The organism is Allobosea sp. NPDC055594 (assembly GCF_053618995.1).
On record NZ_JBSHIO010000006.1, the window covers coordinates 299651 to 315806 of the forward strand.

The following is a 16156-nucleotide window of genomic DNA, read 5'->3' on the forward strand; positions in this document are numbered from 1 at the left end:
ATGCCCGCCATGTCAGCCGGCCCCGCCTCCGCTCCGCCCGAATTCGACCCCACCAAGCTCGACGCGTTCCTGCGTTCCGCTTTGCCCGACCGGGCCGCCGGCCGGCTGGAGTTGGAGCGGATCAGCGGCGGGCAGTCGAACCCAACCTTCTTCGCCTCCTATCCGGAGGCCGGCACGCGTCTCGTCCTGCGCAAGAAGCCGCCCGGCCCGCTCCTGCCCTCGGCCCATGCGGTCGAGCGCGAATACCGCATCCTGAAGGCGCTCGCCGGCTCGGCCGTGCCAGTGCCGCCGGTCTTGCTGCTGCACGAGGCGGAGGATGTCGTCGGCACGCCGTTCTATTTGATGGAGCGGCTGGAGGGCCGTGTCTTCCACGAGACCGCCCTGCCCGGCATCGCGCCGACGGATCGCCGGGCGATGTATTTCGCCATGGCCGAAACACTAGCCGCGCTGCATGGCTTCGACTGGCAGGCGGCAGGCCTCGCCGATTTCGGCAAGCCGGGCAACTACTATGCCCGCCAGCTGGCGCGCTGGGGCAGGCAATGGCGCGAAACCAAGACGCAGGACATCCCGGCGATCGACCGCGCCATCGACTGGCTCGGCGCCCATCTCGACGAGACGCCGGACACGACCATCGTCCATGGCGATTTCCGGATGGGGAATCTGATGTTCGCGCCCGCGGAGCCGAAGGTCGTCGCCGTGCTCGACTGGGAACTCTCGACGCTCGGCCACCCGCTTTCCGACGTCGCCTTCTCCTGCCTGCCCTGGCATTCGACACCGGAGATGTATGCCGGCATCGTCGGGCTCGACCGGGAGGCGCTCGGCATACCGACGCAAGCCGAATACATCGACCGCTACTGCGCCGCCGCCGGCCGGACGCAGGGACCGGGCCGCTTTCACATCGCCTTCTCGTTGTTCCGCTTCGCCGTCATCCTCGACGGCATCGCGGCGCGGGCGAAGACCGGCAATGCGGCGGCCGAGAACGCCGTCGCGGTCGGCGCGATGGCGGCGAGCTTCGCGCAGCGTGCCGCGAGCGTGATCGAGCGCAATGACGTCTAGGTTCGTTCTTGTTGTCATTCTCGGACGGAGCGAAGCGCAGACCCGAGAATCTTCGGACGAGAAGGCGCCGAATGGCGCCTCTTCCGGCCTGAGATGCTCGGGTCAAACCCGAGCATGACGCATTGGGATTGAGGAGAGCACCATGGATTTCGCTTATTCGGCCAGGGTCGAGGAGCTGCGCACGAAGCTGCAGGACTTCATGGACGCCCATATCCAGCCGGCCGATGCCGCCTGGAAGCATGAAGTCGAGGCCGGGCGCTATCCGACCGCACTGGTCGACGGGCTGAAGGCGCGAGCGAAGGAGGCCGGGCTCTGGAACCTGTTCCTGCCGGCGCTGAAGCAAGGCGAACCGGGCACGCGGCTCAGCAATCTCGAATATGCGCCGCTGGCCGAGATCATGGGCCGGATCTTCTGGTCCTCGGAGGTGTTCAACTGCAACGCCCCCGACACCGGGAACATGGAAATCCTGCACATGTTCGCGACGCCGGAACAGCGCGAACGCTGGCTGAACCCGCTGCTCAACGGCGAGATCCGCTCCTGCGTCGGGATCACCGAGCCGGGTGTCGCTTCCTCCGACCCGACCAATCTGCAGACCACGATCATCCGCGACGGCGACGATTACGTCATCAACGGCCGCAAATGGTGGACGACCGGCGCACTGCACCCGAAGGCGAAGCTCTGCATCGTCATGGGCCTGTCCGACACGGCGCCCGACGCCGACCCGCACAAGCGCCACAGCATGATCATCGTGCCGATGGACGCGCCGGGCCTCACCGTGATGCGCAACCTGCCGTTGCTGAACCACTATTCGATCGAAGGCCATACCGAGACCGACTTCGACAATGTCCGGGTGCCGGCCGCGAACCTGCTCGGCGAGGAAGGGGCAGGCTTCGCGCTCGCCCAGGCGCGCCTCGGGCCGGGGCGCATCCACCATTGCATGCGCACGATCGGCCAGTGCGAGGTCGCGCTCGAACTGATGATCGAACGCGCCCTCGACCGGAAGGCTTTCGGCCGGCATCTTTCCGACTACGCCAATGTCCAGGACTGGATCGCCGAGGGACGCATGGAGATCGACCAGGCCCGCCTGCTCTGCCTGCGCGCCGCCTGGATGATGGATAAATACGGCAACAAGGCCGCCCGCACCGAGGTCTCGGCGATCAAGGTCGTAGCGGCGCGGCTGCAGACCAAGATCGCCGACCGGGCGATGCAGGTCTTCGGAGCCGGCGGGCTCTCCAACGACACGCCGCTGGCCTTCATCTACTCCTGGGGCCGGGCGCTGCGCTTCATCGACGGGCCAGACGAGGTGCATCTGCGCACCGTGGCGCGGAGCGAGATCAAGAAGCGCAGGGAAAGCAACCGCAGCACCTTCGACGAACAGGGCGTGCTGCGGCCGCATGTGAAGGCGAGCGGGTCCTGACGCCCGCTTTTCCCGATTGACGCCGTCTTTCCGGACAAGCGGCCAAGTCGCGCAGCACCGGAATCCATCTTAGAGCGCGAGCTGGGTGCGTCAGTGCTCTAGAATGGCTTTCCGGCGCTCCGCTTCGCCGCGGCCGGAATGACGGGGAGTTGCCGTTTAGGTCTGTCCTGACCACTCTCAGCGGCTGAAGATGCCGTGGAAGCGCCCGAGGAAGCTGCGCAGGCGCTCGCTTTCCGGATTGTCGAAGACCTCGGAGGGGCGGCCCTCCTGCGCGACGCGGCCCTGGTCAAGGAACAGGACGTGGTGCGAGACCTCGCGGACGAAGAGCATTTCGTGGCTGACCAGCAGCATCGTCATGCCGGACTCGGCGAGCGCCTGCATCACGCCGAGCACCTCCGCCACCAGCTCCGGGTCGAGCGCCGAGGTGACCTCGTCGAAGAGCAGGAGGCGCGGCTGCATGGCGACAGCACGAGCGATCGCGACGCGCTGCTGCTGGCCGCCCGAGAGCTGGTAGGGATAGTGGTCGCGGCGCTCGGCGAGACCGACGCGGCCGAGCCAGTGCTCGGCGATCTCCTTCGCCTCGGCAGCACTCTTGCCCTGGACCTTGGTCAGGCCGAGCATGACGTTCTGGCCGGCGGTCAAGTGCGGGAACAGGTTGAATTGCTGGAACACCATGCCGATGCGGGCGCGCTGGGCCGAGATCTTCGTCTCGCTCAGACGCTTGCGGGTACCGCCGACCATGCGATAGCCGATCGGGTCACCGTCGAGCAGGATCTCGCCGCCATCGTGCTCTTCCAGCAGGTTGACGCAGCGCAGGAAGGTGGTCTTGCCCGAGCCGGACGCACCGATCAGCGAGACGACCTGCCCCTGTTTGACGGTGAGGTCGATCCCCTTCAGCACTTCGATCTCGCCGAAATGCTTGCGAACATTGGTGGCCTGGAGCAGGGCTGGCTCGGTCATCGGCAGTCGCATCCCGTTCGGTTCGTTCCACGCGCTTCGGAGCTGGCACCACGCGACGCCATGCTCAGTAGCGCAGATAGGAGGTCTTGCGTTCCAGCAGCGCGCCGAGCTGCGCCAGCGTGAAGTTGATGATCAGGTAGAGAACCACGGTCAGCATGTAGAACTCGACGATCATGTAGTTGCGCGCCATCTGCTGCTGGGCCGAGAGCAGCAACTCGACGACGCCGATGATCGAGAGCAGCGTCGTGCCCTTGACGATCTCGAGCCCGGTATTGACCCAGGGCGGCAGCATGCGCCGGAAGGCCTGCGGCAGGATCACGTAATACAGCCGCCTTCCGAAGGTCAGGCCGATCGCCTTGGCGGCTTCCATCTGCCCGGCCGGCACGGATTCGACCGCGCCGCGGAAGTTCTCGGCGACATGGGCGGTGGCGAAGGCGCCGAGCGCGATCACCCCGGCCCAGAAGGCGGCGACGTTCACGCCGAACAGGGCGAGGCCGTAATAGGTGAACAGGATCAGCACGAGCACCGGGATGCCGCGCATCAGATCGACATAGAGCCGCGCCAGCAGCTTCAGCCACCACCAGCCATAGGAGAGCGCGACGCCCATCAGGATGCCGCAGAAGGTCGCCATGACGATGCTCAGCGCCGAGCTCAGCAGAGTGACGCCGAGCCCGGAAAGCAGCGAGGCGCGCGCCTGCCAGGCCTCGAACCAGAACGTGCCGGGTGCCATCGAGAAATCCATCGCCGGCTCCCTAGCGGATCGAGGCGTAGCGGCGCTCGACCTGGCGCAGCAAGATGGCGATGAGATAGGCGGTGGCGAGATAGAGCGCGCTCGCCGTCAGCCAGACCTCCATGACCCGGAAGGTGTTGGCGTTGATCTGCCTTGCGATGAAGGTCAGCTCCGGCACCGCGATCGCCGCCGCGAGCGACGTGTCCTTGAACAGCGAGATCAGGTTATTGCTGACCGCCGGCAGAGTGATCCGGAACATCACCGGCAGCACGACATAGGCCTGGCGCTGCCAGGGGCGCAGGCCGATCGCCTTGGCCGCCTCGACATATTGCTTGGGGATGGAGGAGAGGCCGGCGCGGAAGACCTCGGACATATAGGCGCCGGCATAGAGCGAGAGCGAGAGCACGAAGCTTTCGGTCTTGTCCAGGAAGGTGATGTCGAATTCCGGCAGGCCGAAATAGAGGAAGAAGATCAGCAGCAGCAGCGGCGTGCAGCGGATGAACTCGACATAGGCCCAGACCGGCACCGAAAGCCATTTCTTGCCGGAAAGCCGGGCATAGGCCGTCAGGATGCCGATGATGCAGCCGATCGCCAGCGAGATCACCGCCAGCCAGAGCCCGAGCAGCAGGGCGTCGATCAGCTTGTCCCAGTTCCGCGCGATGACGGACCAGTCGAAATGGTAGTCGATCATGGCAGTCGCGAAGGTCCCGAAAGCGGCGGGCCGGATGTCCGGCCCGCCAGCGCCACGTTGCGCTCAGGCGAATGCGGGATCAGGCGAATTCCTGCGGGAAGCCGACCTTCGGGATCGGCAGCTCGATGCCGAACCACTTCTTGTAGGAGGCGGCGAAATAGTCGAAATCGACGCCCATCATCGCCTCCTTGTAGACGGTGTTGACCCAGTTCAGCCAGATCGGGTCACCCGGCTTGACCGCCGAGGCATAGGAGTTCGGCATCCAGCCGAAGCCGGAATCGACGAAGCGGCCGGGCGCCTGCTGCATCAGCCAGCGCATCGCCGACTGGTCCTGCATCGAGGCGTCGATGCGGCGGGCGTTGAGCGCCTGCATCGCCGCGTCCGGGCTGTCGAAGGCGTCGACCTTGGCCTGCGGCAGAGCCTTGCGGATCCATTCTTCCAGGAAGACGTTCTGCATGCCGCCGACGGTGACGTCCTTGCCGGCCGCCTTCAGCTCCTCATAGTTCTTGAACTTGCCCCCCCGGGCCAGCATCAGCAGGCCGACGCCCTCGCGGTAATAGGGGAAGGTGAAGTCGACCTGCTGGGCTCGGCCGGGCGTCACCGTCATCCATTGCACGACGATGTCGACCTTGTCGGTGACGAGGCTGGGGATGCGGGCATCCGAGCCCTGCAGCACGAACTCGACCTTCTCGTAATCGTCGAACAGGCCCTTGGCCAGGAGCCGGGCGAGATCGATATCCATGCCGACCAGCTTGCCGCTGGCGTCCTGGAAGTGCCAGGGCGGGTTGGTGCTGCCGGTGCCGACGATCAGCTTGCCGCGCTCCTTGATGATGTGGAGCTTGCTCTTGGCTGCGGTCTGGGCCTGCGCCGCGGTCGGCGTCAGCAAGCCACTCGCCGCCGCGCCGATCGCCGCGCCGGCGAGGCCGAGACCGAACAGGCTGCGTCGCTCCAGGGTCAGGTTCGCCTCGTCTTTTTGGGGAGTGGCGCCGTCCAAAGTTCCGTCGTCATGAATGCCCATCACGAACTCCCCTCTTTTGATCCACGTTCCCTGCAGACTTCGGCCCGCAGCATCATGAACGTGGCAAGAAAAATGCCAGCTGCAAAGCCGGATAATTCAACCTGCCTCTGGGGAAATCGAGGACCGCCATTGAACGGCCGCCAGGGCAGCCTCGCAGAGTTCGGCGACGGCGGCGACATCCTGGGGATCGTCGACCTTGTGGGTCCGCACCGGCATGTCCTGATAGGCCTTGCCGTCCTTGAAGCCATGCCCCGTCACCATGCAGACGACGCGCGAGCCGGGCGGCAGATCGCCTTCCGCCAGCAGGCGCGGCAGCGCCGCGATCGGGCTCGCCCCGGTCGGCTCGGCATAGACGCCTTCGCTGCGGGCGAGACGTTGCATCGCCGTGCGCAATTCGTCGTCGCTGACGGCGATCGCCCGACCGCCGCTCCGGCGGACCAGCTGCAGCGTATATGTACCGTCGCGCTCATAGCCGATCAGCGGGTCGCTGATCCCCGAGGCGATGGTCTGCGGCATGCCCCAGGCGGCGACCTCTTCGGCACCCGAATCGAAAGCCTGCACGATCGGCGCGCAGCCCTGCGCCTGCACGGCGATCAACCGGGTCGTGGCGCCGGCATCGGCGATGCCCTGCCAGACACCCTTGACCAGCGGGCCGCTGCCGGTCGGCACCAGGACATGGCTCGGCGCACCACCGAGCTGCGCGACCAGTTCGGTGCCGACGGCGGTGAGGCCGGCGACGGCATAGGGGTTGATGAAGGTGGTAGTCAGGTTGGCGAAGCCGTGCCGCTCGGCGAGAGCGAGCGCGAGATCGTAGGACTTGCTGTAATGCCCCTCGACCAGGAGCAGGAGCGCGCCATAGGCCGCGATCTGCGTCACCTTGCCGAGCGGGGTATGCGCCGGCACGATGATCACGGCCGGAATGCCGGCGCGGGCGGCATAGGCGGCCGTCGCCGCCCCGGCATTGCCCGAGGAGGCGCAGACCACCTTGCGGATGCCGAGCGCGAGCGCCCGGCCCATGGCGGCGGCGACGAGGCGGTCCTTGAACGAGCCGGACGGGTTGCGGGTCTCGTCCTTCAGCCAGATTTCGCCCGAAAATCCCGGCAGCGCCGCCTCGATCCGGTGGGCCCGGAGCAGCGGCGTGACGCTCTCGCCGAGCGAGACCCGCTCCGTCCCGTCATCGCCGACGGTCTCCAGAATGCCGCCGCAGGCCTTGCAGCGATAGAGCAGCACCGGCGGATAAGCCGTCGCGCAATCGATGCAGCGCAGTTCCATCGCGAGCACTCCCCAGGGCTGTCGGCCGGACGCCTCACCCCTCGCAAGGCCGCCATCGCCCCAGCCTAGACCGAAAACCGAAGCCGTGGCTGCCCCCGGATTTCTCGGGGCGGCCCCGCGTCTTCGGGGGCCTCGGCGCCGGCCGGGCGGTTGTCCGGCAAGAGCCGAGGCGGCCTCGGGGGAAGGAGTTGGGTAGGTCGCAAGCGATCACTCGGCCGCGACAGGCGGCCCGGCGAGCTGGACCGCGACCGTGCCGAACCAGCGCGTCTCGACCTCGAAGCGCAGGGGCAGCGGAAAGGCGCCGCCCTCGCGCAGCGCGATCAGGACCGAGCCCTTGAGCGGCCGCCTAGCGACTTCGCGATCGTCCTCGTGCCGGAAGCCGGCGATGGTCCGGACCGTGAAGCCGCAGTTCAGCGCGCGGCCGTTCAAGGAGCCCTGGCCGCTCAGTTGCACCATCGCCGACGAGGTCATGACCGCGACCGAGCGGCGGCGACCGTCATAGATCGCCGTGGAGCCGTCGCAGCTTTCCGTCTCCGCCACCTTCTTGAGCATCCCGGCGACGCCGGAGAGCGAGTCGACCGTGCCGCGGATCAGTTCGGGCGGGACGGCCTCGCGATCCTCGTTCGACGGCTCCTGCCGCCGGATCGTCGGCACGCCGCGCGGATAGTGCATCTCGCTGACATAGGCCCGGCCGCGCCAGGAGCCGTTCGCCTGGTAGAGCCGCGGCTCGGGACCGCCGCGGCCCCAGCGGCCTTCCACCTTGCCGGATTGCTCGGCCGCCCCGACGAGCTGGGCCGCCCGGTAGGGGCGCGTGCTGACTGCGATACGATAGCCGGCGCGATCGAGCATCGCCGTCATTTCGATCTCGCCGAGCGAGACCCCGCCCAGCACCGTGACAGCGTAGCGAAGGCGCATCTCGCGCGCGGAGGCGGCCGAGGGCGCGGCGCAGACGAGCGCGCCGGCTATCAGCGCGCCCGCCGCGATGGCCCCTGCATGGGCCTGTCTCGATGCGATGCCGGTCAAGGGCCTGCCCTCCCGCCGCGCTCGGGCGATGTGCCGTTTTAGCGTGAACGATGAGCGCCCCGCCATGCACGAAGGCGCGACGCGTTGGAGCCCTGACCGCCGACCGACAGCAGGCACAGCGCATTCGCGGAACGGCGCATAAGGGGCGCAAGAGCCAGCAGATAAGCCGCACAGCCTTCTAGGATTTCCTGTGAACGAGCGCACAACGAACGTTAGGGGACAGCCGTTGGCATCGAAGCCCAGCAGGAGCTTAAAAGACCGCAACGCAGAATTGCACAACGTCACCAAGATATTGACTTACGCGTTGTGGCTTGGCCAGTTGGTGCCCTGGGGCGACAAAAAGCGAGTGGGGGAAATGAAGTTTGACGTCATCGGCCGTATTGGGAACATGGGCCTACCAGACGGGAAAACTGCACTGCTTTTCTCAATTTATGAAGCCGTCAGCAACGCCATCCAAGCTATCGAAGAGCGATTTGGCCGGGCCGACTTTGCGAAACGGGGTGTCATTAATCTGCTCGTCGAATTGAACTCTGACAAAACTCTCAACTGTGTCGCAATTTCAGACAACGGGATTGGCCTTAACGGTACCCACCTTAAGTCGTTCGAAACTTGTGACACGAGACAGAAGTATGCGATCGGGGGCAAGGGCGTAGGACGTCTCATCTGGATCAAAGTCTTTGACGACATCCATGTGAAGAGCACCTACGAGGTTGGCCTCGATGGTCACGAGGCTATCTCGTTCAAATTCGATCCAGCATTGGATGACTCGCTGGTCGACATGCACAAGTCGCCGGGTGACGGCGATCAGGTTGGGACTCAAATTATTCTCGGCGGCATCAAAGCGGGCCAAAGCTCCGAAATCAGCCGCTCTCTTCTGGCAAGACATATTTGCCACCATTTCTTTCCATTCTTTATTGCAGGTAGCATGCCGCGGCTAAACGTGATGTTTGGGCGCAGAGATCTTGATATCGGAGAATATCTTTCTTCAAAGGTCGAAAAGCAATTTGAAGAAATTGTTGATGCAAAATCAATCTCTGTTGGAAAAATCAATATTTCTCACGCTTATGTTGATAAAACAATATCTCAAGAATTATCTAATGCTATACTACTCACCGCTCAAGGACGTGTTGTAAAAAGCGTCGAAATCGAAAAGAAATTCGCCCTCAAAAGCCTAGATAACGGTAAGGCATACGTTTGCGTCGTTAAAAGCGACTTCCTCGATAGTCGCGTTGATCAGGAACGCACCGGCTTCAAGGCTCTCGAATCCGAGATGGATGCCATAACTGATACCGCGATCGAGGCAGCCGAACGCTTTTTGGACGCTCACATTGCGAGAATTCGGAAAATCCAAAGAAGGCTAGTGATTGAGATTCTCGAAGAACATCCGCAATTGGCGATATCGGTAAAAAATGTTGATCAGTACGTTAGCAGCCTCTCGCCAAGCATGGCCGAGGAAGAAATTGGAAAGACACTTTTCACATTACTCTACCGGCACGAACGTAAACTGAGATATCAGATCAAAGCAATTTCGGACGAGAGCGTTACGCAAGACAACGAATCCCCGCGGCGCGAGCAAATCGACGAACTAGTACAAAAAGTTACCGATGACGCAAAACGACGCCTAGCAGAGTATACGATAAAGCGCCATCAAATTATCCAGCTCGCCAAGTCGCTTTTGCGTTATAGCGACACTGAAAAGCAGAGCTATCACTGGGAGGCCACGCTCCATGAACTCATCTGCCCCATGGGTAGAATGCTAGAAGCCAAAGATTATGACGAGCATAATCTTTGGCTTGTCGACGACCTCATGTCTTATTACAGCTTCTTTGCCTCCGACAAATCACTGGCAGCCCTAGGTGTCGAGGGAGAGCGCAAAGAGCCTGATCTAATATTTTTTAATCCGTATGGATTTCGCCGTGAAGGGACGAATGATCCGGTGGTCATTATCGAATTCAAACGTCCCGGTGATGAAGCGCTGTCAAGTGATCCGGTCGATCAGGTTCTCGACTATATTGAACGCCTACGTAGCCGAACGGTTCGTGATATCGAGGGCGCTATAGTCTCCGACATCAATGATCAAACACCGTTTGAATGCATTGTTGTTTGCGATCTTAGCGAGACTGCCCGCAAGAAATTTCAACGGAGCGTGGCACAACACCCCACCCCTGACGGGTTAGGTTATTACGGCTTCTCACCCAACCATAGAGCTTCAATTAAAGTGTTGAGTTACGCTAAGGTTTTTAGGGACGCAGAGCTTCGCAATCAGAGCTTCTTTTCTAAATTGGGGTTGCTTCCGCAGGAAGTGCGTACCGCCTTAAGAAGAGCTGCTGAGTAGATCTCTCCGTTAAGCCGTTTTTTCGTATTATTAATGGTGACGTGCGCTGGCACGATACGAAAAGCCCCATCATGCATCGCATGATGGGGCTGTAAGGCAAAAAGCTGTGTAGTCAGCTGGCCTAAGCCGCCTCAGCCATCTCCGCCTTCTCCTCCACCCCATGCTGCCGCAGCGGCTTGTTGCCCGAGAGCCTGCGCATCAGCACGTAGAAGACCGGCGTCAGGAAGATGCCGAAGGCGGTGACGCCGATCATGCCGGCGAAGACCGCGATGCCCATGGCCTGGCGCATCTCGGCGCCCGCCCCGGTCGAGAGCACCAGCGGCACAACGCCCATGACGAAGGCGAGCGAGGTCATCAGGATCGGCCGCAGGCGCAGGCGGCTGGCCTCGATCGCGGCCTCGACCGGCGTGCGGCCCTCGAATTCGAGCTCGCGCGCGAATTCGACGATCAGGATGGCGTTCTTCGCCGATAGTCCGACCAGGACGACGAGGCCGATCTGGGTGAAGACGTTGTTGTCGCCGCCGCTCCACCAGACGCCGGCCAGCGCCGCGAGCAGGCCCATCGGGATGATCAGCAGGATCGCGACCGGCAGGGTCAGGCTCTCATATTGCGCCGCCAGCACCAGGAAGACGAGCAGGATCGCGACCGGGAAGACGAGGATCGCGGAATTGCCGGCCAGGATCTCCTGATAGGTCAGCTCGGTCCATTCGAAGGCAAAACCCTTGGGCAGGGTCTCGGCGGCGATGCGGGTGACGGCGTCCTGCGCCTGGCCCGAGGAATAGCCCGGGGCCGGGCCAGCATTGATGTCGGCGCTGAGGAAGCCGTTATAGCGCATCGCACGCTCGGGGCCGGCATCGGTGCGCACATTGAGCACGGCCGAGAGCGGTACCATCTCGCCCGAGTTCGCGCGGACCTTGAGCTTGCCGATATCCTCCTGATAGGCGCGGAAGGGCGCATCGGCCTGGACGCGCACCGTGTAGGTGCGGCCGAACTTGTTGAAGTCGTTCACATAGGACGATCCGAGATAGATCTGCAGGGTCTCGAAGACATCGGTGACGGGGACGCCGAGCTGGCGCGCCTTGGTGCGGTCGATGTCGGCATAGAGCTGCGGCACGCTGACCTGGAAGCTCGAGAACATGCCGGCGAGCTCGGGCGCCGTCGCGGCCCTGGCCATGAAGGCCTTGGTCGCCTCGTCGAGCGCCTTGTAGCCGAGGCCGGCGCGGTCCTCGATCTGCAGCTTGAAGCCGCCGATGGTGCCGAGGCCCTGGACGGGCGGCGGCGGGAACATCGCGATGAACGCCTCCTTGATGCCGGCGAACTCCTTGTTGAGCTGCATGGCGATGGCGTTACCCGAGAGCGACGGGTCCTTGCGCTGGTCGAAGGGCTTCAGGCCGACGAAGACGATGCCGGCGTTCGACGAGTTGGTGAAGCCGTTGATCGACAGGCCGGGGAAGGAGATCGCGTTCTCGACGCCGGGATGCTTCAGCGCGATCTCATCCATCTTGCGGATGACGTCCTCGGTGCGGTCGAGCGTCGCCGCGTCGGGGAGCTGGGCGAAGCCGACGAGGTACTGCTTGTCCTGGCCCGGCACGAAACCCGACGGCACGGCGCGGAAGAGCACGCCGGTCAGCGCGACGAGGCCGACATAGATCACGATCATCAGCGTCTTGCGGCCGAGGATGCGGCGGACACCGCCGCCATAGGCCTCGGAGCTGCGGTTGAAGAAGCGATTGAAGCCGCGGAAGAACCAGCCGAACAGCTTGTCCATGAAGCGGGTCAGCGCGTCCTTGGGAGCATCGTTCCCGCGCAGGAGCAGCGCGGCGAGCGCGGGCGAGAGGGTCAGCGAGTTGATCGCCGAGATCACCGTCGAGATCGCGATGGTCAGCGCGAACTGGCGGTAGAACTGGCCGGTCAGGCCCGAGATGAAGGCGAGCGGCACGAAGACCGCGACGAGGACGAGCGCGATCGCGATGATCGGGCCTGAGACCTCGCGCATCGCCTTATAGGTCGCCTCGCGCGGCGAAAGCCCGTTCTCGATATTGCGCTCGACATTCTCGACCACGACGATGGCGTCGTCGACGACGATGCCGATCGCCAGGACGAGGCCGAACAGCGAGAGTGCGTTGATCGAGAAGCCGAAGAGATACATCACCGCGAAGGTGCCGACGACGGAGACCGGCACGGCGGCGAGCGGGATGATCGAGGCGCGCCAGGTCTGCAGGAAGACGATGACGACGAGCACGACCAGCGCCACCGCCTCGAGCAGCGTGGTGATCACCGCCTTGATCGAGGCGCGGACGAACTGGGTGGTGTCGTAGACGATCGAATAGTCGACGCCTTCCGGCATGTTCTGCTTGATCTCGCGCATCGTCGCCTGGACCTGGTCGGCGATGGCGATGGCGTTCGAGTTCGGCGCCTGGAAGACCGGCACGGCGACGGCCGACTTGCCATTGAGCAGCGAGCGCAGCGCGTATTCGGCGGCACCGAGTTCGATGCGCGAGACGTCCTTCAGGCGCACGACGGCGCCGCTCGGGGCGGTCTTGACGATGATCTCGCCGAACTCCTCCTCGCTGGCGAGGCGGCCCTGCGCGTTGACCGAGAGCTGCAGGTCGAGCCCCGGCCCGCTCGGCGAGGCGCCGATCACGCCGGCCGCGGCCTGGACGTTCTGGGCGCGGATCTCACGGACGATGTCGGAGGGCGAGAGCCCGTGCTCGGCGACCTTCTGCGGGTCGAGCCAGACGCGCATCGAATAGTCGCCCGAACCGAAGAGCTGGACCTGGCCGACGCCGTCGATGCGCGCCAGCCGGTCCTTGACGTTGAGGACGGCGTAATTGCGCAGATAGGTCATGTCGTAGCGGCCGTTCGGCGAGGTGATGTGCACCACCATCGTCAGGTCGGGCGAGCTCTTGATGGTGGTGACGCCGAGGCGGCGCACCTCCTCCGGCAGGCGTGGCTCCGCCTGGGAGACGCGGTTCTGGACCAGTTGCTGGGCCTTGTCCGGGTCGGTGCCGAGGCGGAAGGTGACGTTCAGCGTCATCACGCCGTCGGTCGTCGCCTGGCTCGACATATAGAGCATGCCCTCGACGCCGTTGATCTGCTCCTCGATCGGCGTCGCCACGGTCTCGGCGATGACGCGCGGATTGGCGCCGGGATACTGGGCCCGCACCACCACGGTCGGCGGCACGACCTCGGGATATTCCGAGATCGGCAGCACGCGCAGCGAGAGCAGGCCGGCGATCAGGATGAGGACGGAGAGGACGCCGGCGAAGATCGGCCGGTCGATGAAGAACTTCGAGAGGTTCATGAGGGTGCCCCTTCAAGGCGGCTTCCCCGCCGGTCCCGAAGCGGCCGGCGGGGCGGAAAACGGGGAGTATCGCTCCACCGTCATGCTCGCCCTTGTGGCGAGCATCCACGTCTTGGGCACCGCGCTCGATCGGCGAGGCGAAGACGTGGATGGTCGGGACAAGCCCGACCATGACGGCGGAGACTCAGCGTTGCGCGAGCTCGGTCCTGGGCTTCTTCAGTTCGGAGCGCTCGGCCATCGGCACCTGCTCGGGGGCGACGCTCGCGCCGGGGCGGATGCGCTGCAGGCCGTTGACGACGATCTGCTCGCCGGCTTCGAGCCCGCTGGTGACGATGCGCAGGCCTTCCGCCGCGGCGCCGAGCGTGACCTCGCGCCAGACCGCCTTGTGATCCTTGCCGACGACGAAGACGAACTTCTTGTTCTGGTCGGTGCCGACGGCGCGCTCGTTGATGACGAGGGCCGGCTCGCTCTTCGCCTGGCCCATGCGCAGGCGCACGAACTGGCCGGGCAGCAGGGCGTCGTCCTTGTTGTCGAAGATCGCCCGGACGCGAACCGTGCCGGTCGCGGCATCGATGCCGTTGTCGACGAAGCTGAGATGGCCGGAGACCGGCGCAGCCTCGTTGGCGGCGGTGGTCATCTGCACCGGGATGCGCTCGAGGTCGCGGGCCTTGCCGGGCTCAACCGGCAGAGTGGCCAGCGCCTTGATGAGCGAGCCCTCATCGGCGTTGAAGCCGGCATAGACCGGATCGACCGAGACCAGCGTCGTCAGCAGCGGCGCATTGGCGCCGGCAGCGACGAGATTGCCAACGGTGACCTCTAGCCGGCCGATGCGGCCGCCGATCGGGGCGCGGATCTGGGTGTAGTCGAGGTTGAGCCGCGCCGATTGCAGGGCGGCGCGGGCGGCACGCTCGTTTGCCTGCGCCTCACGCAGCGCGTTCAGCCGCGTGTCGAGATCGCGCTGCGAGACGTTCTGCGACGACATCAGCTTCTGGCCGCGCTCATGTTCGTTGGCCGCGAGGGCGACACGGGCTTCGGCAGCGAGAAGCTGCGCCTGCGCGCGCTCGAACTCGGCCTGGTACGGCGCCTGGTCGATGCTGACGAGCAGGTCACCCTGCTTGACCAGCGCGCCCTGGGCGAAATGCACCTGCTCGACGACGCCGGAGACGCGCGAACGGATCTCGACGCGCTCGATTGCCTCGAGCCGGCCGGAGAACTCGGCCCAGCTGACGAGATCGCGCTGCTCGACCACGGCGACGGAAACCGGGGTCGGCGGCGGCGCGGCAGGCGCGGTATCGCCCTGCGCCTTGTCGGAGCCGTGGACGGCAACGGCGAGCGCGGCGAGCGAAACGCCGGCGGCCAAAGCGGTGCCCAACAGGGCATGACGGATCGTTCCCAGAATCATGGGTCATTCCTTCCTGGAGCTGAAATTCGAAAGTGGGGGGGCAGCGCCGCCTAGCGAGACGCGGTCATCGAGAAGAACTCGCTTACATTCTGACAGGCCGAACAGAGGCAGGAACCGTCCCGCGGCGCCTCGGCGAAAGCCTCCGGCCAATGGCTGGGCCCGCCGAGGACGTGCACCGTCGCCTCGCCCCCGGCAGCCCGCAGGCGAAGCCCGTAGCTGACGCTTTCGTCGCGCAAGAGGTCGTCCTCGGCGCTGACGATCAGCGCCGGCGGCAGACCGGACAGGCGCGAGGCGTTGGCCGGTGTCGCATAGGGATGCGCGGCCTTTTCGGGCGAGCCGAGATAGGCGTGCCAGCCATCGGCCCAGCGGCAACCGACCGGCCCGGCCTCGGCATGGCGGAAGGAATAGGTACCGAGGCAGGCATCGAGCATCGGCGAGAACAGGATCTGGCCTGCGAGCGGCGGCCCGTGCCGGTCGCGCGCCATCATGGCAAGGGCAGCGGCGAGGTTGCCGCCGGCCTCCTCGCCCGCCACATAGAGCGGTGCCCGCTTGCCGACCCAGAGCGCCTTGTCGCGAGCGATCGTCTCGAGCGCCGCATAGGCGATCTCGAGCGCCTGCGGGAAGCGGGCTTCCGGCGCCAGTGGATAAGGCAACGAGATCACGATCGCGCCGGCCTCGGCCAGCGTCGTCGCGACCGCCTCGCCCGAAGCGAGCGAGCCGCTGTCGAAGGTGCCGCCATGCAGATGCAGGACGAGGCCGGCATCGTCCGGCACCGAGGCCGGCGCATAGAGCCGCCCGGACAAGGTCTGGGACCCGGCCTTGACGGCCTGTTCGCGCCAGAAGACGGCGCGGCGGTAGCGGCTTTGCGGGAGCGACGGAGCGAGCATGACTGACGACTGACGAATATTGCGATCCGTCAGCATTTAGGAGATAGTGCGCACGCAATAA

Annotated in this window: 12 protein-coding genes; 3 read left to right on the top strand and 9 right to left on the bottom strand. The window is 64.8% G+C overall.

Annotated features, from left to right (window positions below; all coding sequences use genetic code 11):
- Positions 1-9: 9 nt before the first annotated feature.
- A complete protein-coding gene (locus tag ACWGRX_RS14960; RefSeq protein ID WP_452118172.1) occupies positions 10-1056 on the top strand; it encodes a phosphotransferase family protein in 1047 nt (348 codons plus the stop codon).
- 142 nt (positions 1057-1198) lie between these two features.
- Positions 1199-2473, top strand: a complete 1275-nt coding sequence (locus ACWGRX_RS14965) for an acyl-CoA dehydrogenase family protein (RefSeq protein ID WP_452118173.1) — start codon at positions 1199-1201, stop codon at positions 2471-2473.
- A 177-nt stretch (positions 2474-2650) separates the two neighbouring features.
- Here ACWGRX_RS14965 and ACWGRX_RS14970 read toward each other — a convergent pair whose 3' ends face one another.
- The 6 genes from ACWGRX_RS14970 to ACWGRX_RS14995 all read right to left on the bottom strand — a co-directional run bounded on the left by ACWGRX_RS14970 (position 2651) and on the right by ACWGRX_RS14995 (position 8167).
- On the bottom strand, positions 2651-3433 hold the full coding sequence (locus tag ACWGRX_RS14970; RefSeq protein ID WP_291638258.1) for an amino acid ABC transporter ATP-binding protein: 783 nt from the start codon (positions 3431-3433) through the stop codon (positions 2651-2653).
- A 64-nt stretch (positions 3434-3497) separates the two neighbouring features.
- On the bottom strand, positions 3498-4175 hold the full coding sequence (locus tag ACWGRX_RS14975; RefSeq protein ID WP_291638257.1) for an amino acid ABC transporter permease: 678 nt from the start codon (positions 4173-4175) through the stop codon (positions 3498-3500).
- 10 nt (positions 4176-4185) lie between these two features.
- The gene (locus tag ACWGRX_RS14980; protein ID WP_291638294.1) at positions 4186-4851 is read right to left on the bottom strand and encodes an amino acid ABC transporter permease; all 666 of its coding nucleotides are present in this window, start codon (positions 4849-4851) and stop codon (positions 4186-4188) included.
- Positions 4852-4933: 82 nt separating this feature from the next.
- On the bottom strand, positions 4934-5872 hold the full coding sequence (locus ACWGRX_RS14985) for a transporter substrate-binding domain-containing protein (protein WP_452118174.1): 939 nt from the start codon (positions 5870-5872) through the stop codon (positions 4934-4936).
- A gap of 96 nt (positions 5873-5968) precedes the next feature.
- On the bottom strand, positions 5969-7144 hold the full coding sequence (thrC, locus tag ACWGRX_RS14990) for a threonine synthase (protein WP_452118175.1): 1176 nt from the start codon (positions 7142-7144) through the stop codon (positions 5969-5971).
- A gap of 207 nt (positions 7145-7351) precedes the next feature.
- Positions 7352-8167: a DUF3108 domain-containing protein gene (locus tag ACWGRX_RS14995; protein ID WP_452118176.1), complete on the bottom strand. Its 816-nt coding sequence runs from the start codon at positions 8165-8167 to the stop codon at positions 7352-7354.
- A 190-nt stretch (positions 8168-8357) separates the two neighbouring features.
- Here ACWGRX_RS14995 and ACWGRX_RS15000 point away from each other — a divergent pair, with 190 nt between their 5' ends.
- On the top strand, positions 8358-10502 hold the full coding sequence (locus ACWGRX_RS15000; RefSeq protein WP_452118177.1) for an ATP-binding protein: 2145 nt from the start codon (positions 8358-8360) through the stop codon (positions 10500-10502).
- 121 nt (positions 10503-10623) lie between these two features.
- Here ACWGRX_RS15000 and ACWGRX_RS15005 read toward each other — a convergent pair whose 3' ends face one another.
- The 3 genes from ACWGRX_RS15005 to ACWGRX_RS15015 all read right to left on the bottom strand — a co-directional run bounded on the left by ACWGRX_RS15005 (position 10624) and on the right by ACWGRX_RS15015 (position 16095).
- Entirely contained in the window at positions 10624-13806 is a 3183-nt protein-coding gene (locus ACWGRX_RS15005; RefSeq protein ID WP_452118178.1) for an efflux RND transporter permease subunit, read from the bottom strand.
- Positions 13807-13990: 184 nt separating this feature from the next.
- Positions 13991-15208 (bottom strand): efflux RND transporter periplasmic adaptor subunit, encoded by a 1218-nt coding sequence (locus ACWGRX_RS15010; RefSeq protein ID WP_452118179.1) that lies wholly within the window; start codon positions 15206-15208, stop codon positions 13991-13993.
- A gap of 50 nt (positions 15209-15258) precedes the next feature.
- Positions 15259-16095, bottom strand: coding sequence for an alpha/beta hydrolase fold domain-containing protein (locus tag ACWGRX_RS15015; protein WP_452118180.1), 837 nt, complete (start codon positions 16093-16095; stop codon positions 15259-15261).
- Positions 16096-16156 lie beyond the last annotated feature (61 nt).

Excerpts from the sequence above, each read along its gene's own strand:
- thrC (WP_452118175.1), bottom strand. The coding sequence starts at position 7,144 with ATGGAACTGCGCTGCATCGATTGCGCGACGGCTTATCCGCCGGTGCTG.
- ACWGRX_RS14985 (WP_452118174.1), bottom strand. The coding sequence starts at position 5,872 with ATGGGCATTCATGACGACGGAACTTTGGACGGCGCCACTCCCCAAAAA.
- ACWGRX_RS14970 (WP_291638258.1), bottom strand. The coding sequence starts at position 3,433 with ATGACCGAGCCAGCCCTGCTCCAGGCCACCAATGTTCGCAAGCATTTC.
- ACWGRX_RS14960 (WP_452118172.1), top strand. The coding sequence starts at position 10 with ATGTCAGCCGGCCCCGCCTCCGCTCCGCCCGAATTCGACCCCACCAAG.
- ACWGRX_RS15015 (WP_452118180.1), bottom strand. The coding sequence starts at position 16,095 with ATGCTCGCTCCGTCGCTCCCGCAAAGCCGCTACCGCCGCGCCGTCTTC.
- ACWGRX_RS14975 (WP_291638257.1), bottom strand. The coding sequence starts at position 4,175 with ATGGATTTCTCGATGGCACCCGGCACGTTCTGGTTCGAGGCCTGGCAG.
- ACWGRX_RS15010 (WP_452118179.1), bottom strand. The coding sequence starts at position 15,208 with ATGATTCTGGGAACGATCCGTCATGCCCTGTTGGGCACCGCTTTGGCC.
- ACWGRX_RS14965 (WP_452118173.1), top strand. The coding sequence starts at position 1,199 with ATGGATTTCGCTTATTCGGCCAGGGTCGAGGAGCTGCGCACGAAGCTG.
- ACWGRX_RS15005 (WP_452118178.1), bottom strand. The coding sequence starts at position 13,806 with ATGAACCTCTCGAAGTTCTTCATCGACCGGCCGATCTTCGCCGGCGTC.